The following is a 20,378-nucleotide window of genomic DNA, read 5'->3' on the forward strand; positions in this document are numbered from 1 at the left end:
AGAACCACAAAGTGGACGCGAGCAGCAAGCTCATGTTGTTGTTATCAAGTCATCGGCTTATTAGTACCGGTCAGCTCCATGGGTCGTTAGTCCCCACTTCCACATCCGGCCTATCAACCCAGTAGTCTGGCTGGGAGCCTCTCGCCCGAAGGCACGGAAGTCTCATCTTGAGGCCGGCTTCCCGCTTAGATGCTTTCAGCGGTTATCCATCCCGAACGTAGCTAATCAGCGGTGCTCTTGGCAGAACAACTGACACACCAGAGGTTCGTCCAACCCGGTCCTCTCGTACTAGGGTCAGATCCTCTCAAACTTCCAACGCGCGCAGCGGATAGGGACCGAACTGTCTCACGACGTTCTAAACCCAGCTCGCGTGCCGCTTTAATGGGCGAACAGCCCAACCCTTGGGACCTACTCCAGCCCCAGGATGCGACGAGCCGACATCGAGGTGCCAAACCATGCCGTCGATATGGACTCTTGGGCAAGATCAGCCTGTTATCCCCGAGGTACCTTTTATCCGTTGAGCGACAGCGCTTCCACAAGCCACTGCCGGATCACTAGTCCCGACTTTCGTCCCTGCTCCAGTTGTCACTGTCACAGTCAAGCTCCCTTGTGCACTTACACTCGACACCTGATTGCCAACCAGGTTGAGGGAACCTTTGGGCGCCTCCGTTACTTTTTGGGAGGCAACCGCCCCAGTTAAACTACCCACCAGGCACTGTCCCTGAACCGGATCACGGTTCGAAGTTAGATATCCAGAGTGACCAGAGTGGTATTTCAACAATGACTCCACATGCACTGGCGTGCATGCTTCACAGTCTCCCACCTATCCTACACAAGCCACACCGAACACCAATACCAAGCTGTAGTAAAGGTCACGGGGTCTTTCCGTCCTGCTGCGCGTAACGAGCATCTTTACTCGTAGTGCAATTTCGCCGAGTTCGCGGTTGAGACAGCTGGGAAGTCGTTACGCCATTCGTGCAGGTCGGAACTTACCCGACAAGGAATTTCGCTACCTTAGGATGGTTATAGTTACCACCGCCGTTTACTGGGGCTTAAATTCTGAGCTTCGCTTGCGCTAACCCTTCCTCTTAACCTTCCAGCACCGGGCAGGCGTCAGTCCGTATACATCGACTTGCGTCTTCGCACGGACCTGTGTTTTTAGTAAACAGTCGCTTCCCACTGGTCTCTGCGGCCTTCAAACGCTTCCAGCAGCAAGTGCTGTCACGCCTCAGGCCCCCCTTCTCCCGAAGTTACGGGGGCATTTTGCCGAGTTCCTTAACCACGATTCTCTCGATCTCCTTGGTATTCTCTACCTGACCACCTGAGTCGGTTTGGGGTACGGGTGACTAGAACCTCGCGTCGATGCTTTTCTTGGCAGCATAGGATCACAGACTTCCCTCTAGGGTTCGGCAAAGCTCTCAGGCTATATGTGCGACGGATTTGCCTATCGCACGCCCTACGGCTTACCCGGACTCAACCATCGGCCCGGTTCTGCTACCTTCCTGCGTCACACCTGTTAATACGCTAGCCGCACCAGCATGGGGTCGAGTGCTAGCCCAAGGGCGTCCCCCCGAAGGGTTCGGCCCGAGGATTCGGACTCTTAGCACCACTGGATTGACTGGGGCGGTTCTTCGCCAGCTCAGGAGTATCAACCTGATGTCCATCGACTACGCCTGTCGGCCTCGCCTTAGGTCCCGGCTTACCCAGGGAAGATTAGCTTGACCCTGGAACCCTTGGTCTTTCGGAGGACTGGTTTCTCGCCAGTCTTTCGCTACTCATGCCTGCATTCTCACTCGTGTGGCGTCCACGGCTGGATTCCTCCGCCGCTTCACTCGCCACACGACGCTCTCCTACCAATCCGCACGCCTGGACAGCCACAAGGGCTGCCGAGCTGTTGCGCGAATTCCACGACTTCGGTGGTGTGCTTGAGCCCCGTTACATTGTCGGCGCAGAATCACTTGACCAGTGAGCTATTACGCACTCTTTCAAGGGTGGCTGCTTCTAAGCCAACCTCCTGGTTGTCTAAGCAACTCCACATCCTTTTCCACTTAGCACACGCTTGGGGACCTTAGTCGGTGGTCTGGGTTGTTTCCCTCTCGACGATGAAGCTTATCCCCCACCGTCTCACTGCTGCGCTCTCACTTACCGGCATTCGGAGTTTGGCTGACGTCAGTAACCTTTTGGGGCCCATCGGCCATCCAGTAGCTCTACCTCCGGCAAGAAACACGCAACGCTGCACCTAAATGCATTTCGGAGAGAACCAGCTATCACGAAGTTTGATTGGCCTTTCACCCCTATCCACAGCTCATCCCCTCAGTTTTCAACCTAAGTGGGTTCGGTCCTCCACGAGGTCTTACCCTCGCTTCAACCTGGCCATGGATAGATCACTTCGCTTCGGGTCTAGGACATGCGACTGAATCGCCCTATTCAGACTCGCTTTCGCTACGGCTACCCCACTCGGGTTAACCTCGCCACATATCGCTAACTCGCAGGCTCATTCTTCAAAAGGCACGCCGTCACAGCTGCTAGGGCTGCTCCGACGGTTTGTAAGCAAACGGTTTCAGGTACTATTTCACTCCCCTCCCGGGGTACTTTTCACCTTTCCCTCACGGTACTTGTCCGCTATCGGTCATCTGGGAGTATTTAGGCTTACCAGGTGGTCCTGGCAGATTCACACGGGATTTCTCGGGCCCCGTGCTACTTGGGATGGACCTCGCGCCATCGCGCGGTTTCGGCTACGGGATTGTCACCCTCTTCGATGGACCTTTCCAAGTCCTTCGCCTACCGCGGTCTGTCACGCTTGCTGCTCGGCAGAACAGCTGAGATGTCCCACAACCCCGATCGTGCAACGCCTGCCGGCTATCACACACGATCGGTTTAGCCTGATCCGCGTTCGCTCGCCACTACTGACGGAATCACTGTTGTTTTCTCTTCCTGTGGGTACTGAGATGTTTCACTTCCCCACGTTCCCTCTACCCGCCCTATATATTCAGGCGGGAGTCACTGGGTCGGCACGCCGCCCAGCGGGGTTTCCCCATTCGGAGATCCTCGGATCGAAGCTCGTTTATCAGCTCCCCGAGGCTTATCGCAGATTACTACGTCCTTCATCGGCTCCAGATGCCAAGGCATCCACCGTTTGCTCTTAGAAACTTGACCACATACATGAGTATTTTGGTTAGGACACCGTCACCCGGAGGCGACGGCGACCAATGATCTATAAAGATCATCAAGACTCGAGCCGAAGCTCGAATCTAAGATGCTCGCGTCCACTGTGTAGTTCTCAACATACGGTCGGTGCCGTCGAATCCGCAGCACTGCTGCGAAGCCGGCCGGCCCAGAGGTTCGTCCAACGCCCAAAGGCGCCGTCCGGTCCCTCAGGACCCAACAGCGTGCACGTGCCCGGCCTCCCCGACCCTGCTCTTCCTGACCGCCGAAGCAGCCGTACTAGACAGGGACAGATCGTCCGAGCACCAATGTCAATGTTCCACCCATGAGCTGACCACCGATCGACGTTCGCGACCGAAGTGGCTCTGCGCCCCGAAGGGCGAGATGCTCCTTAGAAAGGAGGTGATCCAGCCGCACCTTCCGGTACGGCTACCTTGTTACGACTTAGTCCTAATCACCGATCCCACCTTCGACGGCTCCCTCCACAAGGGTTAGGCCACCGGCTTCGGGTGTTACCGACTTTCATGACTTGACGGGCGGTGTGTACAAGGCCCGGGAACGTATTCACCGCAGCGTTGCTGATCTGCGATTACTAGCGACTCCGACTTCATGAGGTCGAGTTGCAGACCTCAATCCGAACTGAGACCGGCTTTTTGGGATTCGCTCCACCTTGCGGTATCGCAGCCCATTGTACCGGCCATTGTAGCATGCGTGAAGCCCAAGACATAAGGGGCATGATGATTTGACCTCATCCCCACCTTCCTCCGAGTTGACCCCGGCAGTATCCCATGAGTTCCCACCATGACGTGCTGGCAACATAGGACGAGGGTTGCGCTCGTTGCGGGACTTAACCCAACATCTCACGACACGAGCTGACGACAACCATGCACCACCTGTATACGAGTGTCCAAAGAGTTCGCTGTCTCCAGCGCGTTCTCGTACATGTCAAGCCTTGGTAAGGTTCTTCGCGTTGCATCGAATTAATCCGCATGCTCCGCCGCTTGTGCGGGCCCCCGTCAATTCCTTTGAGTTTTAGCCTTGCGGCCGTACTCCCCAGGCGGGGAACTTAATGCGTTAGCTTACGCACTAAGACCGTGGAATGGTCCCCACATCTAGTTCCCAACGTTTACGGCGTGGACTACCAGGGTATCTAAGCCTGTTTGCTCCCCACGCTTTCGCTCCTCAGCGTCAGTTACGGCCCAGAGATCTGCCTTCGCCATCGGTGTTCCTCCTGATATCTGCGCATTCCACCGCTACACCAGGAATTCCAATCTCCCCTACCGCACTCTAGTCTGCCCGTACCCACTGCAAGCCCGAGGTTGAGCCTCGGGATTTCACAGCAGACGCGACAGACCGCCTACGAGCTCTTTACGCCCAATAATTCCGGACAACGCTTGCACCCTACGTATTACCGCGGCTGCTGGCACGTAGTTAGCCGGTGCTTTTTCTGCAGGTACCGTCACTCTCGCTTCTTCCCTGCTAAAAGAGGTTTACAACCCGAAGGCCGTCGTCCCTCACGCGGCGTTGCTGCATCAGGCTTGCGCCCATTGTGCAATATTCCCCACTGCTGCCTCCCGTAGGAGTCTGGGCCGTGTCTCAGTCCCAGTGTGGCCGGTCACCCTCTCAGGCCGGCTACCCGTCGTCGCCTTGGTGAGCCATTACCTCACCAACAAGCTGATAGGCCGCGAGCTCATCCTTGACCGAAGTTCTTTCCACCCACAGGAGATGCCTCCGAGGGTCGTATCCGGTATTAGACGCCGTTTCCAGCGCTTATCCCAGAGTCAAGGGCAGATTGCTCACGTGTTACTCACCCGTTCGCCACTAATCCAGAGGAGCAAGCTCCTCCTTCATCGTTCGACTTGCATGTGTTAAGCACGCCGCCAGCGTTCGTCCTGAGCCAGGATCAAACTCTCCGTAAAGAAATGTTGCTGACCGACCGGGGAAAAACCGGACGGCAGCGAGTTCGATCTGACAACAAGGATCGTCAACTGACAATCCATCATCATCCAAAGGAATCGTTGCGACCCCGAAAGGTCACGACGAGTAAAATTTGGCATTTGACATTGTGCACGCTGTTGAGTTCTCAAGGATCGGACGCTCTCGTGCTTTCCCTTCCGGGTCAGCGCCGAGGCAACTTCTCAATCGTAACCACTTCTTCGTCGGTGTCAAATCGACACACCGTGCGGAGTGAAACTCACACCGGCTTTCCAGTTTCCGTTCGTGGCAACCTCGCTAGGTTACACGCTTCGGAGCGACTGTCAAGTCGTCGTTCCGGCCGGGGCCGGCGAGTCGCCGAGGCGACTCCATGATCGATCGACAGCTGCCGACCATGCGTTCCGCACGTTCATCGTTGAAGTGGTTTGTCACCATACCCGCGTCATCGAGCGCCACGCAATCAGCGTGTCGCCTCTCGGCGGGGAGGTGGTCCCTCTTGATCCGCTGGCCTCTCCGGCCCGGCGTCTTTGGGGTGACGAGGAGATACGTTACATGGCTGGCGGCGCCTGGCCGCAAACGGCGCGCATCCCGGGCGTGTCGCCCTGGCCTCCGCCTATCGCCGGATGCGGGAACGGGGGCCCTCAGGCCCCCGCGTCGATCCCCGCCAGCGTCTTCTTGCCGCGCCGCAGCACGGCGAAGCGCCCGTGGAGCAGCCTGCCCTCGAGCGTGGCCGCCGCATCGTCGATGCGCTCGTTGTTCACCGACACGCCTCCCTGCCCGATCGCGCGCCTGCCGTCCGACAGCGAATCGACGAGCCCGGTCTCCAGCAGCAGCTGCAGCACGGGAGCGTCGGGCGTCGCCGTCGCCTGCTTGTCCAGCGAGACCACCGCCGCCTCGAGCGTGCCCGCGTCGAGCGCCGCCAGATCCCCCGAGCCGAACAGCGCCTGCGATGCCGCGATCGCCTGCTCGGTGGCCTGCGCGCCGTGGATGAACGCCGTGGCCTGGAGCGCGAGCTCGCGCTGCGCCTCGCGGCGGAAGGGCGCCTCGGCCGTCGCGGCCTCGAGCTCGTCGATCCGCGACTTCGGCAGGAACGTGAACGCCTTCAGCAGGTCGACCACGATCGCGTCGTCGACGTTGAGCCAGAACTGGTACATCGCGTACGGCGTCGTGAGCGCGGCGTCGAGCCACACGGCGTTGCCCTCGCTCTTGCCGAACTTGCGACCGTCGGCGTCGGTGATGAGCGGCACGCCGATCGCGTGCGCGTGCACGCCCTCCGCCTTGCGGATCAGCTCGGTGCCGGCGGTGAGGTTGCCCCACTGGTCGCTGCCGCCGGTCTGCAGCACGCAGCCGTAGGAGCGATGCAGCTCGAGGAAGTCCATGCCCTGCAGCACCTGGTAGCTGAACTCGGCGAACGAGATGCCCTCGTCGCTCGCCATGCGAGCCGCGACCGCGTCCTTCCGCAGCATCGTGCCGACGCGGAAGTGCTTGCCGATCTCGCGCAGGAAGTCGACCGTCGAGAGCGGCGCCGTCCAGTCGAGGTTGTTCACGAGGCGCATCGCGCTGTCGCCCTCGGCCGAGAGGAAGCGCGAGACCTGCGCCTGCAGGTACGTCACCCACTCCGCGACGGTCTCGCGCGCGTTGAGCGTGCGCTCGCTCGTGGGCTTCGGGTCGCCGATGAGGCCGGTCGAGCCTCCGACGAGCGCGAGCGGTCGGTGGCCGGCGAGCTGGAGGCGGCGCATGAGGATGAGCTGCACGAGGTTGCCGAGGTGCAGGCTCGGCGCCGTCGGGTCGAAGCCGCAGTAGAACGCGATCGGCTCGCCGCCGAGCAGCTCCCGCAGGGCCTCGGGGTCGGTCGAGACGTGCACCGAGCCGCGATAGACCAGCTCGTCCCAGACGTTGTCGAACGACGGGTCGAGCTGGATGGGGGCGATCTCGGTCACCCGACGAACCTACCGGAGGATCACGCCCCGGCCAGGCGCGCGAGCCGCGCGTCGAGCGCCGCGAGCTGCGCCGCGACGGCCGATCCTGCGGTGCCGCCGATGCCCGCGCGGGCGGCGATCGCGCCGTCGACCGTCAGGACCTCGCGGACCTCGGGCAGCAGGTGCTCCGAGACGGAGCGATAGTCCTCGTCCGTCGCCTCGTCGAGCTCGATGCCGCGCTCCTCGCAGAGCCGGACGAGCGCTCCCGAGATCTCGTGCGCCTCGCGGAAGGGCACGCGCCGACGCACGAGCCACTCGGCGACGTCGGTCGCGAGCGCGTAGCCCGCGGCCGCGCCCTCGCGCATCCTCGCCTCGTCGAAGTCGAGCGTCGCGACGAGCCCCGCGAAGGCGGGCAGCAGCAGGCGCAGCTGGTCGACGGCGTCGAAGACCGGCTCCTTGTCCTCCTGCAGGTCGCGGTTGTAGGCGAGCGGCAGCGCCTTGAGCGTGGCGAGGAGGCCCGTGTGGTCGCCGATGAGGCGGCCGGCCTTGCCGCGCGCGAGCTCGGCGATGTCGGGGTTCTTCTTCTGCGGCATGATCGACGACCCGGTCGAGAAGCCGTCGTGCAGCCTCGCGAACCCGAGGTCGCGCGTCGACCACAGGATGATCTCCTCCGAGAGGCGCGAGAGGTCGATCGCGGTCATCGCGAGGATCCAGGTGAGCTCGGCGACGACGTCGCGCGCGCTCGTGGCGTCGATGGAGTTGGGGCTCGGGGCCGCGAGGCCGAGCTCGGCCGCGACGAGCGCCGGGTCGAGCCCGAGCGTCGAGCCCGCGAGCGCGCCGGCGCCGTAGGGCGACTCGCTCGCGCGCACGCGCCAGTCGGCGAGGCGCTCGAGGTCGCGCACGAGCGGCCACGCGTGCGCGAGCAGGTGGTGCGAGAGCAGGATCGGCTGCGCGTGCTGCAGGTGCGTGCGGCCCGGCATCGGGGCGTCCGGGTGCGCCTCGGCCTGCAGGCGCAGCGCCTCGATCACCGCGCGGATGCCGCGGGCGACCTCCTCGGCCTCCTCGAGCATCCAGACGCGCACGAGCGTCGCGATCTGGTCGTTGCGGCTGCGGCCGGCGCGGAGGCGCCCGCCGAGCTCGGCGCCCGCGACCTCGATGAGGCCGCGCTCGAGCGCGCCGTGGACGTCCTCGTCGGACTCCGCGGCGACGAACGCGCCCGTGCGCACCCGCTCGGCCAGCGCGTCGAGCGCGCCGCGCATGTCGCGCAGCTCGTCGTCCGAGAGCAGGCCCGCGGCGTGCAGCGCGGTCGCGTGCGCCTTCGAGCCGCGGATGTCGTGCTGCGCGAGCCGCCAGTCGAAGTGCGTCGACTTCGACAGCGCCGCCATCTCGGGGCTCGGGCCCGAGGCGAAGCGGCCGCCCCAGAGCGAGCCCTCGTTGGTGCCGTGCTGCGGCGCGGCACCCGATGCACCGGTCCCCTGCGCGCCGCTCATGCCGCGCTCCGCTCGAGCAGGCTGCGCTCGAGCAGCCAGGCCAGCAGCGCCTTCTGCGCGTGCAGGCGGTTCTCCGCCTCGTCCCAGATGATCGACTGCGGGCCGTCGATGACCTCCGCCGTCACCTCGAAGCCGCGGTCCGCGGGCAGGCAGTGCATGAAGACCGCGTCGGGCTTCGCGAGCGCCATCATCGCCTCGTCGACGCGGAAGCCGCCGAAGGTCGAGACGCGCTCGGCCTTCTCGTCCTCCTTGCCCATCGACACCCAGGTGTCGGTGACGACGACGTCGACGCCCTCCACGGCCTCCGCCGCGCTCGCGACGACCGTCGCCGAGCCGCCCGTGCTCGCGGCGATGCGCTGCGCGTCGGCGACGACCTCGGCCTCCGGCGCGTATCCGGCCGGGGCGCCCACGCGCACGTGCATGCCGGCGGTCGCGCATGCCAGCAGGTAGGACTGCGCCATGTTCGAGCGGCCGTCGCCGACGAAGGCGACCGAGAGGCCGGCGAGCTCGCCCTTGTGCTCGCGGATCGTGAGCAGGTCGGCGAGCAGCTGGCAGGGGTGGAAGTCGTCGGAGAGCGCGTTCACGACGGGCACCGTCGTGCCCTCGGCCATCTCCTCGAGGCCCGCCTGCGCGTAGGTGCGCCACACGATCGCGGCCACCTGCCGCTCGAGCACGCGCGCGGTGTCGGCCGCGGTCTCCTTGCCGCCGAGCTGGCTCGATGCGGTCGAGATGATGAGCGGCGAGCCGCCCAGGTCGGAGATGCCGACGTGGAACGAGACGCGCGTGCGGGTCGACGACTTGTCGAAGATGACCGCGACCGACTGCGGGCCCTCGAGGGGGCGCTCCGCGAAGCGGTCGGCCTTCATCCTGGCGGCGCGCTCCAGGACCTCGCGCTGCTCGGCGGGGCTCAGGTCGTCGTCGCGGAGGAAGTGGCGGGTCATGCGTGCTCCTTGGCGTTCAGGACGGTGGCGTGCGTGGCGTCGGCCGGCGCGGGCACGACCTCGGTGCCCGAGCCGGCGCTCGTGAAGATCTCGGTGAGGATGGAGTGCGGCGATCGGCCGTCGATGATCGCAGCCTTCGGCACGCCCGCGCGGACAGCGTCGAGGCACGCCTGCATCTTGGGGATCATGCCCGACTCGAGCGAGGGCATGAGGGCTGCGAGCTCGACGTCGGTGAGCTCGCTGATGAGCGACGAGCGGTCGGGCCAGTCGGCGTAGAGCCCCTCGACGTCGGTGAGGATGACGAGCTTCTGCGCCCCGAGCGCTGCGGCGAGCGCCGCGGCCGCGGCGTCGGCGTTGACGTTGAGCGACTCCCCCGGCCGGTCGCCGTCGGGCGCGATCGACGAGACGACGGGCACGAGGCCCGCGTCGAGCAGGCGCTGCACGGGGGCGGGATCGACGGCGACGACGTCGCCGACCTGGCCGAGGTCGTGCTCCTGGCCGTCGATCACGACGCCGCGACGGCGGCCCGTGAAGAGGCCTGCGTCCTCGCCGGACATGCTCGCGGCGACGGGGCCGTGCGCGTTGATGAGCGAGACGAGCGTGCGCGCGACCTGCCCCGTCAGCACCATCCGCACGACGTCCATCGCCTCGCGGCTCGTCACGCGGTAGCCGCCCCGGAACTCGCTCTCGATGCCGTGGATGCGCAGCGCCTCGCTGATCTGCGGGCCGCCGCCGTGCACCACGACCGGGCGGATGCCCACGTGGCGGAGGTAGACGACGTCCTCCGCGAAGGCGCGCTGGAGGTCCTCGCTCACCATGGCGTTGCCGCCGTACTTCACGACCATCGTGGCGCCCCGGTAGCGCTCGAGCCACGGCAGCGACTCGATGAGCGTGGCGGCCTTCTGCGCGAGGAGCGCCTCGTCCCTAGCTGGCATATGCGGAGTTCTCGTGCACGTAGTCGTGGGTCAGGTCGTTCGTGCGGATCGTCGCCGAGGCCGAGCCCGCGTGCAGCTCGATGCGGATGCGCGTCGCGCGCGGCGAGAGGTCGACCTCCTCGCGCGGGCGGTCGGGCTCCCCCGCGTGGCACACGCGCACGCCGTTGAAGGAGACGTCGACCGCGTACGGGTCGAAGGCGGCATCGGTCGTGCCGATCGCCGCGAGCACGCGACCCCAGTTGGGGTCGTTGCCGAAGATCGCGGCCTTGAAGAGGTTGGAGCGGGCCACGGAGCGGCCGACGACGACCGCGTCGTCCTCGCTCGCCGCGCCGACGACCTCGATCGCGATGTCGTGGCTCGCGCCCTCCGCGTCGACCTGCAGCTGCGCCGCGAGGTCGTCGCACACCGCGGTCACGGCGGCGGTGAGGGCCGCCTCGTCGGGCTCGGCGCCCGAGGCACCCGAGGCGAGCAGCCACACGGTGTCGTTCGTCGACATGCAGCCGTCGGAGTCGAGGCGGTCGAAGGTGCGGGCGGTGGCCGCCCGCAGGGCGCGATCGAGCGCGTCGGGCGCCGCGACCGCGTCGGTCGTGAGCACGACGAGCATCGTGGCGAGGCCGGGGGCGAGCATCCCCGCGCCCTTGGCCATGCCGCCGACCGTCCATGCGCGCCCGTCGACGTCGCCGCCGGCGACCGCCTGCTTCGGCACGGAGTCGGTGGTCATGATGGCGCGCGCGGCGTCCTGGCCGCCCTCGGTCGAGAGCGCCTCCGCAGCGAGGTCGACGCCGCGCAGCACCGCCGCGCGGAAGGCCTCGTCGCCGACGCCGATGAGGCCCGTCGAGGCGACCTGCACCTCGATCGCGCCGATGCCGAGCCGCTCGGCGACGCGCTCAGCCGTGCGGTGCGTGGTCTGGAAGCCGAAGGATCCGGTGAAGCAGTTGGCGCCGCCGGAGTTGAGCACGACGGCGCGCGCGGCGCCGCCGGCCATCGCCTGCTGGCTCCAGAGCACCGGGTTGGCCTTCGCGCGGTTCGACGTGAAGACCGCCGCCGCCGCGTCGAGCGGCCCGTCGTTCACGACGAGCGCGACGTCCTTCGCGCCGGACGACTTCACGCCAGCCGCGACGCCCGCCGCACGGAAGCCCGCGGCGGCCGTCACGCTCACGGGGCGACCCCGTCGATCGTGAGGCCGAGGTGCTCCTCGAGGCCGAGGGCGATGTTGGCCGACTGGATCGCGGCGCCCGCCGTGCCCTTGCCGAGGTTGTCGATCGCGGCGATCGCCACGACGCGGCCCGCGGCCTCGTCGACGCCGACGCCGATCTGCACGGCGTTCGTGCCGAGCACATCTGCCGTCCGCGGGTACTGGCCCGCGGGCAGCACGTGCACGAAGCGCTCGTCGTCGTACTCGCCCACCCAGGCCGAGCGGACCTCCTCGGGGCTGGCATCGGCGATGAGCGGCGCCGTGACGGCGGCGAGGATGCCGCGCGACATGGGCACGAGCATGGGCGTGAAGGAGTGGCGCACCTCCGGCGCGCCGACGTGGCGCAGGTTCTGCGCGATCTCCGGCAGGTGGCGGTGGGTGCCGCCCACGCCGTACGCGTTCGCCGAGCCGAGGAGCTCGGAGGCGAGCAGCGAGACCTTCGCCGCCCGGCCGGCGCCCGAGGGGCCGACCGCGAGCGTCGAGACGAGGTCGCCGGGATCGACGAGGCCGGCCGCGATGCCCGGGGCGATCGCGAGCGTCACCGCCGTCGCGTTGCAGCCGGGCACCGCGATGCGGCGGGCCGCGCGCAGCTCGCGACGCTGGCGGCCGCCGTCGGCGAGGATGAGCTCGGGCATGCCGTAGGGCCAGGTGCCCGCGTGCTCGGTGCCGTAGAAGGCCGTCCAGTCCTCGGCGCGCTCGAGCCGGTGGTCGGCGCCCGCGTCGACGACGAGCGTCGACTCCGGCAGCCGCGCCGCGATCGCCCCGGAGTGGCCGTGCGGCAGCGCGAGGAAGACGACGTCGTGGCCTGCCAGCACCTCCGCGGTGGTCTCCTGGAAGGTCAGCGACGCGAGGGAGCGCAGGTTGGGATGCACGGCGACGAGGGGCTGCCCGGCGTTCGAGTGCGCCGTGACGGTGCGCACCTCGAGCTCGGGGTGCTGCGCCAGCAGGCGCAGCAGCTCGCCCCCGGCGTACCCGCTCGCGCCAGCGACGGCGACGGAGAGGCTCATGCCCTCCAGGCTATCTGCCTGCGGCGTCCCCTCCGGTCGCGAAGGTCGCCTCGACGTGCGCCTCGACCTCGAGCTCGCCCGCCTGGAGCTCCACCGATCCCCCTGCGGGCGCCCCCGCCATCATCACGTCGTGCACGCGGTGCTTGGGGCTCGGACCGGATCCGAACGGGCTCGGCTCGCGCACCTCGACGACGCGCACCTCGCCGATCGCGGCGGCGCGCGCGTAGTCCTGAGCGCGCTCGACGGCGTCGGCGACGGCGTCCGCGCGGGCGCCGCGCGCGAGCTCGCGCCGGGTCGGCTCGGTCAGCCTCCACTCGATGTCGCCCACCTCGAGGACAGGGTCGCCGCCGAGCGCCGCGATCCATCGGCCCAGCGCGTCGAGGTCGATGAACGTCGCGGTGACGCTCGCCGCCGCGGCGTAGACGAGGCGGGGCGCCTTGTCGTCGCCGCGCCACTCGCGGTGGTGCGAGAGCCAGACGCGATCGGCGTGCCACGACTCGGCCGCGCCGGCGGCGACGAGCTCCTTGACCTCCGCGACGACGCGCGCGTGCGCCTCCTGCACCGTCGCCATCGCGTCGGCGGGCGTCTCCGTCTGCCAGCGCGACTGCACCGTGAGCTCCGCGCGCTCGGCGGCGGCGCGGCGGGACCCCGTCCCCTGGACCGTGATGTGCACCATGCGACCGGATGCTAGCGGCGGCGCCTGCGACCGCCCTGGCGGGCGGCCGCAGGCCGGGCCGGGAGCGTCGTGCCTAGTCGCGGAGCCGCGCGCCGTGGCGCTCGGCCGCGACGGCGACGCCCGAGAGCTTCGCCTCGGTCGCCTCGGCAGCGGTGAGCGTGCGGTCGGCGGCGCGGAAGCGGAGCGCGAACGTCAGCGACTTCTCGCCCTCGCCGAGGCCCGCGCCCCGGTAGTCGTCGACGAGCGCGATGTGCTCGAGCAGCGCGCCGGCGCCCTCGCGCACGGCGGTGAGGACCTGCCCGGCGGGGACCGCCGCGGGCACGACGAGCGAGAGGTCCTGCGTCGCCGCCGGCACGGGCGCGATCCGCAGCGTGTCGAGGCCCACGCGCGCCGCGGCGATGATCGCGCCGAGGTCGAGGCTCCGCGACCGCGACGACGCGCGGCAGGTCGGCCGCCTCGGCGACGGCCGGCAGCAGGCTCGCCCGCGACGCCGACGACCGCGCCGTCGACGAGCAGGCTCGGCCGTGCGACCGGGGTGCAGCCACGGCCGCTCCGCCTGCCGCAGGCTCGAGCGCGAGGCCCGCGGTGCGCGCGACGCGCTCGGCCACCTCGACGGCGTCGGCGAGCCCGTAGCGCACCGCGGCGACGCCGGGCTGCTTGCGGACGCGCTCGCCGAGCAGCACCGCCGCGAGGCGCAGCGGCTGCTCGGGCAGGCGGTCGAGCGCCTCGAGCACGTCGTCGCTCGGGCGGCCCGCGGCCTCGGGCAGCGCCTCGGTGCCGTGGCCCTCGGTCGCGAGGAAGGCGTGGCCGATCTCGAAGAGCGCGAGGTCGGTCAGGCCACGACCCAGGTTGCGGTGGGCGGTGTCGAGCATCCCGGGGACGAGCGCGGTGCGCAGCCAGGGGCGCTCGCCGTCGAGGGGGTTCTCGAGGCGCACGGGCTCGTCGCCCGCGAGCCGCGCCTGCGCCTCGGTGACGAAGGGCGCCACGAGCACCTCGGTGAGGCCCGCGGCGGCGAGGCCGTCGGCGACGCGGCGGCGGAGCCGCTGCGCGCGGGTGTGGCCCCGACCCGGCGGGGCGACCGGGAGGACGGCGGGGATGCGGTCGAAGCCCACGACGCGCGCGACCTCCTCCACGAGGCCCTCGCGGTCGACGAGGTCGGGGCGCCACGACGGCGGCACGACGACCCACGACGCGCCGTCCTCCTCGACCGCCGCACCGATGCGCTCGAGCGCGTCGCGCGCCTCGGCGTCGAGGTAGTCGGCGCCGGTGTGGGCGCGCCAGTAGCCGACCGGGATGGCGATCGGCTCGCGCGCGGCCACCTCGCCGACGCGCGCGCCGAGCGCGTCGAGCGTGCCGCCCGCGAGCTCGACGAGCAGGCTGGGCGACGCGCGCCGCCGCCGCGTCGGCGACCGCGGGGTCGACGCCGCGCTCGAAGCGCTTCGAGGCCTCCGAGAACAGCTTGTGCCGGCGCGCGGTGCGGCCGATCGAGACGCCGTCGAAGGTCGCCGCCTCGATGAGCACGTCGGTCGTCGCCGAGCCGATCTCGGTCTCGGCGCCGCCCATGACGCCCGCGAGGCCGATCGCGCCGCGGTCGTCGGTGATGACGAGGTCCTCGGGGTGCAGGGCGCGGTCGACGCCGTCGAGCGTCGTGAGCCGCTCCCCCTGCTGCGCGCGGCGCACGCCGAGGCCGCCGCGGAGCGTGCCGAGGTCGTAGCCGTGGATCGGCTGGCCGAGCTCGAGCATGACGTAGTTCGTGATGTCGACCGGGAGCGAGATCGAGCGGATGCCCGCGAGCCGCAGGCGCGCCGCGAGCCAGCCGGGCGTCGCGCGGCCGGGGTCGATGCCGCGCACGACCCGCACGACGAAGCGCGAGCAGCCGACGCGACCGCGGATGGGCGCGTCGTCGTCGATCGCGACGGGGAAGCCGCGGCCCTCTCCCGCGTCGACCGCCGCCGGGTCGCGGAAGGCCTGCCCGGTGGCGGAGGCGACCTCGCGCGCGATGCCGCGGAGCGAGAGCGCGTAGCCGCGGTCGGGCGTGACGTTGATCTCGACGGCCTGGTCGTCGAGGCCGAGGATCGCGAGGGCGTCCTCGCCGACCTCGCCGGGGATCCCGAGCTGGTCGAGCCGCATGATGCCGTCGTGGTCGTCGCCGAGCCCGAGCTCGCGCTCGGAGGCGATCATGCCGTCGGAGACGTGGCCGTAGGTCTTGCGCGCGGCGATCTCGAAGCCGCCGGGCAGCGCGGCGCCCGGGAGCGTCACGACGACGCGGTCGCCCTCGACGAAGTTCAGCGCGCCGCAGACGATGCCGCGGACGCCGCCGTTCGCCTCGCCGACGTCGACCTGGCACCAGCGGATCGTCTTGCCGTTCTTCTGCGGCTCCGCCTCGATCGAGAGGACCCTGCCGACGACGATCGGCCCGCGGAGGTCGCCGCCGTGCACGGCCTCCTCCTCGAAGCCGACGCGCACGAGGGTCGCGTGGAGCCACGCGGCGGCGTCCTCCGTGGGGACGTCGACGTGGTCGCGGAGCCAGGAGAGCGGGATGCGCATCTCAGATCACCATCCCGAACTGCTCGGTGAAGCGGACGTCGCCCTCGATCATGTCGCGCATGTCGTCGAGCTGGTAGCGGAACTGGAGGGTGCGCTCGATGCCCATGCCGAACGCGAAGCCCGAGTACACCTCAGGGTCGACGCCGGCGGCGCGGAGCACGTTGGGGTTGACCATGCCGCAGCCGCCCCACTCGACCCAGCGCGGGCCGCCGCGCATGCCGGGGTGCCACACGTCCATCTCGGCGCTCGGCTCGGTGAACGGGAAGTAGTTGGGGCGCAGGCGGATGCGCGCCTCCTCGCCGAACATCTGGCGGGCCAGGTGCTCGAGCGTGCCGCGCAGGTGGGCCATGGTGATGCCCTCGTCGACGGCGAGGCCCTCGAGCTGCGTGAAGACGGGCAGGTGCGTGGCGTCGATGTCGTCGGTGCGGTAGACGCGGCCGGGCGCGACGACGTACACGGGCAGCTCGCGCGTGAGGAGCGAGCGGATCTGCACGGGGCTCGTCTGGGTGCGGAGCACCAGGTGGCGGTCGGCGGGCGCGACGTAGAAGGTGTCTGACTCGCTGCGCGCCGGGTGGTCGGGGTCGACGTTCAGGGCGTCGAAGTTGTACCACTCGTGCTCGAGCTCGGGGCCCTCGGCGATCTCCCAACCCATGCCGACGAAGACGTCGCCCATCTCGTCCATGAGCATCGTGAGCGGGTGGCGGCCGCCGGGTCGCTGGAGGCGCGGGAGCGCGGTGACGTCGACGCGCTCGGCCTCGAGCTGCACCGCCTGCTCGGCGGCCTCGAGCTCGGCCAGCCGCGCCGCGATCGCGGCGCCGACCTGCTGGCGACCGCCGCCGATCAGCTGCCCTGCCGCCTTCCGGTCCTCCGGGGCGATGTCGCGGAGCGAGGCGTTGAGCGCGGCGAGCTCGCTGCCCTGGCCGTTGTGCTGGCCCTTCGCGGCCTGCAGCTCGGCGGTGGTCTGGGCGGCCTCGATCGCGCTGAGCGCCGCGGCCACCGCGGCGTTGACGCGCGCGCCGAGGTCGGCGGAGGTGTCGGGGGGAGTCACCCGACGATCCTATCGACGGGCGGGGCCCGGGAGCCCGCTGCGACGACAGAGGGCGGGCACCTCTCGGTGCCCGCCCTCTCTGCCGCCACGCTTCGCTCAGCGCGGATGGCCTCCACCGTCGGGATCGTGATCGGAGGCTCGGCCGGTGAGCCCGAGCGTGCCTCCGCCGCCGACGACGTTGCCGGTGTTCGCGTCGACGCCGCGCTGCGTCAGCAGGAGCTGCGTGTCGGTCGCGCCGCCTGCGTTGCCGGGGCGCGTGCCGCCCGCCGCCTTGGGGCCGGCCGCCGAGCGACGCTGCACGACCGTCGCGAGCCACGACAGCAGCAGGCAGATGGCGATGTAGATGGCGCCGACGACGATGGTCGACTGGATGATCGGCCGGTCGAGGGTCGCGGCCGAGCCGAGCCGCTTCGCGATGAAGAGGAGCTCGGGGTAGGTGATGATGAAGCCGAGCGCGGTGTCCTTCAGCGTCACGACGAGCTGCGCGATGATCACGGGCAGCATCGACCGGATCGCCTGCGGCAGCAGGATGAGGCGCATGACGCCGGACTTCCGGAGGCCGATCGCGTAGCCCGCCTCCTTCTGCCCCCTCGGCAGGGCCTCGACGCCGGCGCGGATGACCTCCGCGAGCACCGAGCCGTTGTATGCCACGAGCGCGATGACGACCGCCCAGTACGGCGGGAGCCTCGGCCCGAGCACCGGCAGCGCGTAGTAGAGCAGCATCATGAAGATGAGCACGGGGATCGCGCGGAGCACCTCGGTGACCACGGCGGCCGGCACTCGGACCCACCGGTGGTCGGAGAGGCGCGCGATCGCGAGCACGAGGCCGAGCACCAGCGCACCGACGGCCGCGACCGCGAACGCGCCCAGCGTCGCGCCGAGGCCCGTGAGGATCTGCTCCCAGATCGTCTGGTAGGCGAACGCCTCCCACTTGCTGGCGCTGAACTGGCCCGTGACGGCCATGCGCCACGCGATCCAGCCGAGCGCCGCGAGCACGGCGGCGACGGTGACGACGCCGAGGATGCGGTTGCGCGCGACGGCCCGGGGGCCGGGCACGTCGTAGAGGACGGAGGCCTGGCTCATCGCGCCACCTTCCAGCGTCGTTCGAGCTGCGCCTGCAGCAGCGTGAGGAGCATGACGAGGGCGACGAAGATGATGGCGACCCAGAGCAGCACGTCCATCGGGTTCTCGCCGCGCTCCGACATGTAGGCGCGGATCGAGCCGAGGTTGAGCACCGAGAAACCGGCAGCGACCGTCGTGTTCTTCAGGAGCGCGATGAACACGCTCATCATCGGCGGGATCACCGCGCGCATCGCCTGCGGCAGGATCACGAGCGACATGACCTGGCCGAAGGGCAGGCCGATCGCGCGAGCGGCCTCCGCCTGGCCCACGGGCACGGTGTTGATGCCGGCGCGGAGGGTCTCCGCGACGTAGGTCGCGGTGTAGAGGCCGAGCGCCCAGATGGCGAGGCCCAGGAAGTCGACGTCGCCCTCGATGAGGACCGGGACGCCGAACGCGAAGAGGAAGAAGATGAGCGTGAGCGGGGTGTTGCGCACGAGGTTGACGTACACCGTGCCGACCGCCCGGGCGATCGGCACCGGCGAGACCCGCATGCCGCCGACGACGATGCCGAGCACGAGCGCGATGGCGCCGCCGCCGAAGAACAGCACGACCGTGCCCCAGAGCGCCTGGCCCCACAGGTCCAGGTGTCCGAAGAGCGCGTCCAGCATGCGGCTCCCCCTCTCAGTCAGATGTCAGCGGTGGGGGCGGCGGCTGCGCCGCCGCCCCCGTCGCGGATCAGTAGCGGTCGACCTCGGGCTGCTCGCCCTCGACGCCCGAGTCACCCAGGTTGGCGTCGTAGATCGCCTGCCAGGTGTCGGGGTTGTCCTCGAACAGCGCGTTGATGTGCTCGCGGAGCGCGTCGTCGCCCAGCGTGAGGCCGACGCCGTAGCGCTCCTCGCTGAACGGCTCGCCGACGACCTGGAGGTTGTCCGGGTCCTGCGCCGCGTAGCCGATGAGGATCGCCTCGTCGGTCGTCACGCCCTGCACGGTGCCCGCGAGGAGCGCCTCGACGCACTGCGAGTACGTGTCGAACTCCGTGGTCTCGATGTCGGGGTAGTTCTCGCGGATGTTCTGGATCGGCGTCGAGCCCGTCGCCGAGCAGACCGTCTGGCCGGCCATGTCGTCGATGCTCGCGATGTCCGAGTCGGCGGCGACGAGGAGGCCCTGGCCCGTCACGAAGTACGGACCGGCGAAGTCGATGAGCTCCTTGCGCGAGTCGGTGATCGAGTAGGTGCCCACGTAGTAGTCGATGTCGCCGTTCTGGATCGCCGTCTCGCGGTTGGCCGACGGGATCGACTGGAACGTGATCTGGTCCTCGGAGAAGCCGAGCGACGCCGCGATCCAGCGCGAGATGTCGACGTCGAAGCCGGTGCGCTCGCCCGTGACGGGGTCCAGGTAGCCCAGGTTCGGCTGGTCCTCCTTGACGCCGATCGTCACGCCGCCCGCCTCGGTCATCGCGTCGAACGTGGGCGAGCCCTCGAGCTGGACGTCGGTCGCGACCTCGAACAGGGCGCCGGTGTCGCCGCCGTCGGCGCCGTCGGTCGAGCCGGGGTCGCCGGGCGTGCCCTGGGCGCAGCCGACCAGTGCCAGGGCGGCGATCGCGCCCATGGCGATGGCGCTGCCGCGTCGTGTGATGCGCATGCTGTCTCCTTGGTTCCGTGCTTGGGATCTAGTGGGTGATGAGCTTGGAGAGGAAGTCCTTGGCGCGCGGCGTCCGCGGGTTCGTGAAGAACTCCTCCGGGGTCGCCTCCTCGACGACCTCGCCGTCGGCCATGAACACGACGCGGTCGGCCGCCTTGCGCGCGAACCCCATCTCGTGGGTCACGACGATCATCGTCATGCCCTCCTTCGCGAGCCCGACCATGACGTCGAGGACCTCGTTGATCATCTCGGGGTCGAGCGCGGAGGTGGGCTCGTCGAAGAGCATGACCTTGGGCTTCATCGCGAGCGAGCGGGCGATGGCCACGCGCTGCTGCTGTCCGCCGGAGAGCTGCGCGGGGTACTTGTCGGCCTGGTGGCCGACGCCGACGCGGTCGAGGAGGGCGCGCGCCTCCTGCTCGGCCTCCTTGCGCGAGAGGCCGCGGACCTTGACGGGGCCGAGCGTGACGTTCTCGAGGATCGTCTTGTGCGCGAAGAGGTTGAACGACTGGAAGACCATGCCGACCTCGGCGCGGAGCTTCGCGAGCGCCTTGCCCTCGGAGGGCAGCTCCTTGCCGTCGATGCGGATCGAGCCGCTCGTGATCGTCTCGAGCCGGTTGATCGAGCGGCAGAGCGTCGACTTGCCGGAGCCCGAGGGTCCGATGACGACGACCACCTGCCCCTGCTCGACGGAGAGGGTGATGTCCTTGAGGGCGTGGAACTCGCCGTAGTGCTTCTCGACGCGCTCGAGCTCGACCAGGGGCTGCATGGTTGCCATCCAAGCACGACCTGTCTCGGAGCCATGACCGGTCGCGGCATT

Annotated in this window: 13 protein-coding genes, 2 rRNA genes and 2 pseudogenes; all 17 read right to left on the minus strand. The window is 68.8% G+C overall.

What is annotated here, in order from left to right:
* Nucleotides 1-40: 40 nt before the first annotated feature.
* Nucleotides 41-3,156, minus strand: a 23S ribosomal RNA gene (locus OVA14_RS00005).
* Between the two features lie 404 nt (nt 3,157-3,560).
* Nucleotides 3,561-5,084 (minus strand): 16S ribosomal RNA (locus OVA14_RS00010).
* The 16S and 23S rRNA genes sit together here, the layout of an rRNA operon.
* A gap of 657 nt (nt 5,085-5,741) precedes the next feature.
* Nucleotides 5,742-7,040 carry a tyrosine--tRNA ligase gene (gene tyrS, locus OVA14_RS00015; protein WP_267504304.1) on the minus strand — a complete coding sequence of 433 codons (1,299 nt, stop codon included), beginning with the start codon at nt 7,038-7,040 and terminating at the stop codon, nt 5,742-5,744.
* Nucleotides 7,041-7,060: 20 nt separating this feature from the next.
* The gene (argH, locus tag OVA14_RS00020; RefSeq protein ID WP_267504305.1) at nt 7,061-8,509 is read right to left on the minus strand and encodes an argininosuccinate lyase; all 1,449 of its coding nucleotides are present in this window, start codon (nt 8,507-8,509) and stop codon (nt 7,061-7,063) included.
* Nucleotides 8,506-9,450, minus strand: coding sequence for an ornithine carbamoyltransferase (gene argF / locus OVA14_RS00025; protein WP_267504306.1), 945 nt, complete (start codon nt 9,448-9,450; stop codon nt 8,506-8,508). Before argF ends, argH begins: the two co-directional genes overlap by 4 nt.
* On the minus strand, nt 9,447-10,385 hold the full coding sequence (gene argB / locus OVA14_RS00030; protein WP_267504307.1) for an acetylglutamate kinase: 939 nt from the start codon (nt 10,383-10,385) through the stop codon (nt 9,447-9,449). Before argB ends, argF begins: the two co-directional genes overlap by 4 nt.
* Nucleotides 10,375-11,544: a bifunctional glutamate N-acetyltransferase/amino-acid acetyltransferase ArgJ gene (gene argJ, locus OVA14_RS00035; RefSeq protein WP_267504308.1), complete on the minus strand. Its 1,170-nt coding sequence runs from the start codon at nt 11,542-11,544 to the stop codon at nt 10,375-10,377. Before argJ ends, argB begins: the two co-directional genes overlap by 11 nt.
* Entirely contained in the window at nt 11,541-12,587 is a 1,047-nt protein-coding gene (argC, locus tag OVA14_RS00040; protein ID WP_267504309.1) for an N-acetyl-gamma-glutamyl-phosphate reductase, read from the minus strand. The genes argJ and argC overlap by 4 nt, the downstream gene beginning before the upstream one ends.
* A 10-nt stretch (nt 12,588-12,597) precedes the next feature.
* Nucleotides 12,598-13,263: an SIMPL domain-containing protein gene (locus OVA14_RS00045; RefSeq protein WP_267504310.1), complete on the minus strand. Its 666-nt coding sequence runs from the start codon at nt 13,261-13,263 to the stop codon at nt 12,598-12,600.
* Between the two features lie 73 nt (nt 13,264-13,336).
* Nucleotides 13,337-13,648, minus strand: coding sequence for a hypothetical protein (locus tag OVA14_RS13625; RefSeq protein ID WP_420710599.1), 312 nt, complete (start codon nt 13,646-13,648; stop codon nt 13,337-13,339).
* Between the two features lie 94 nt (nt 13,649-13,742).
* Nucleotides 13,743-14,582: pseudogene (locus tag OVA14_RS13630) on the minus strand (phenylalanine--tRNA ligase subunit beta); the annotation flags it as partial.
* A gap of 118 nt (nt 14,583-14,700) precedes the next feature.
* Nucleotides 14,701-15,810: pseudogene (locus OVA14_RS13635) on the minus strand (phenylalanine--tRNA ligase subunit beta); the annotation flags it as partial.
* Between the two features lies 1 nt (nt 15,811).
* A complete protein-coding gene (gene pheS / locus OVA14_RS00055) occupies nt 15,812-16,858 on the minus strand; it encodes a phenylalanine--tRNA ligase subunit alpha (RefSeq protein WP_267504311.1) in 1,047 nt (348 codons plus the stop codon).
* A gap of 96 nt (nt 16,859-16,954) precedes the next feature.
* Nucleotides 16,955-17,941: an amino acid ABC transporter permease gene (locus tag OVA14_RS00060; RefSeq protein ID WP_267504312.1), complete on the minus strand. Its 987-nt coding sequence runs from the start codon at nt 17,939-17,941 to the stop codon at nt 16,955-16,957.
* Complete coding sequence (locus tag OVA14_RS00065; RefSeq protein ID WP_267504313.1) at nt 17,938-18,588, minus strand: amino acid ABC transporter permease; 651 nt, start codon at nt 18,586-18,588, stop codon at nt 17,938-17,940. Before OVA14_RS00065 ends, OVA14_RS00060 begins: the two co-directional genes overlap by 4 nt.
* Before the next feature lie 67 nt (nt 18,589-18,655).
* Complete coding sequence (locus OVA14_RS00070) at nt 18,656-19,561, minus strand: glutamate ABC transporter substrate-binding protein (protein ID WP_267504314.1); 906 nt, start codon at nt 19,559-19,561, stop codon at nt 18,656-18,658.
* Nucleotides 19,562-19,589: 28 nt separating this feature from the next.
* Nucleotides 19,590-20,336 (minus strand): amino acid ABC transporter ATP-binding protein, encoded by a 747-nt coding sequence (locus tag OVA14_RS00075; protein WP_324288020.1) that lies wholly within the window; start codon nt 20,334-20,336, stop codon nt 19,590-19,592.
* Between the last annotated feature and the right edge of the window lie 42 nt (nt 20,337-20,378).

This window comes from Agrococcus sp. SL85 (assembly GCF_026625845.1).
Taxonomy (GTDB): Bacteria; Actinomycetota; Actinomycetes; order Actinomycetales; family Microbacteriaceae; genus Agrococcus.

What these genes read in the sequence shown, in the direction of transcription:
- argH (WP_267504305.1), bottom strand. Translation starts at nt 8,509, where the DNA reads ATGAGCGGCGCGCAGGGGACCGGTGCATCGGGTGCCGCGCCGCAGCAC.
- argF (WP_267504306.1), bottom strand. Translation starts at nt 9,450, where the DNA reads ATGACCCGCCACTTCCTCCGCGACGACGACCTGAGCCCCGCCGAGCAG.
- argB (WP_267504307.1), bottom strand. Translation starts at nt 10,385, where the DNA reads ATGCCAGCTAGGGACGAGGCGCTCCTCGCGCAGAAGGCCGCCACGCTC.
- argC (WP_267504309.1), bottom strand. Translation starts at nt 12,587, where the DNA reads ATGAGCCTCTCCGTCGCCGTCGCTGGCGCGAGCGGGTACGCCGGGGGC.
- OVA14_RS00045 (WP_267504310.1), bottom strand. Translation starts at nt 13,263, where the DNA reads ATGGTGCACATCACGGTCCAGGGGACGGGGTCCCGCCGCGCCGCCGCC.
- OVA14_RS00060 (WP_267504312.1), bottom strand. Translation starts at nt 17,941, where the DNA reads ATGAGCCAGGCCTCCGTCCTCTACGACGTGCCCGGCCCCCGGGCCGTC.
- OVA14_RS00065 (WP_267504313.1), bottom strand. Translation starts at nt 18,588, where the DNA reads ATGCTGGACGCGCTCTTCGGACACCTGGACCTGTGGGGCCAGGCGCTC.
- OVA14_RS00070 (WP_267504314.1), bottom strand. Translation starts at nt 19,561, where the DNA reads ATGCGCATCACACGACGCGGCAGCGCCATCGCCATGGGCGCGATCGCC.
- OVA14_RS00075 (WP_324288020.1), bottom strand. Translation starts at nt 20,336, where the DNA reads ATGGCAACCATGCAGCCCCTGGTCGAGCTCGAGCGCGTCGAGAAGCAC.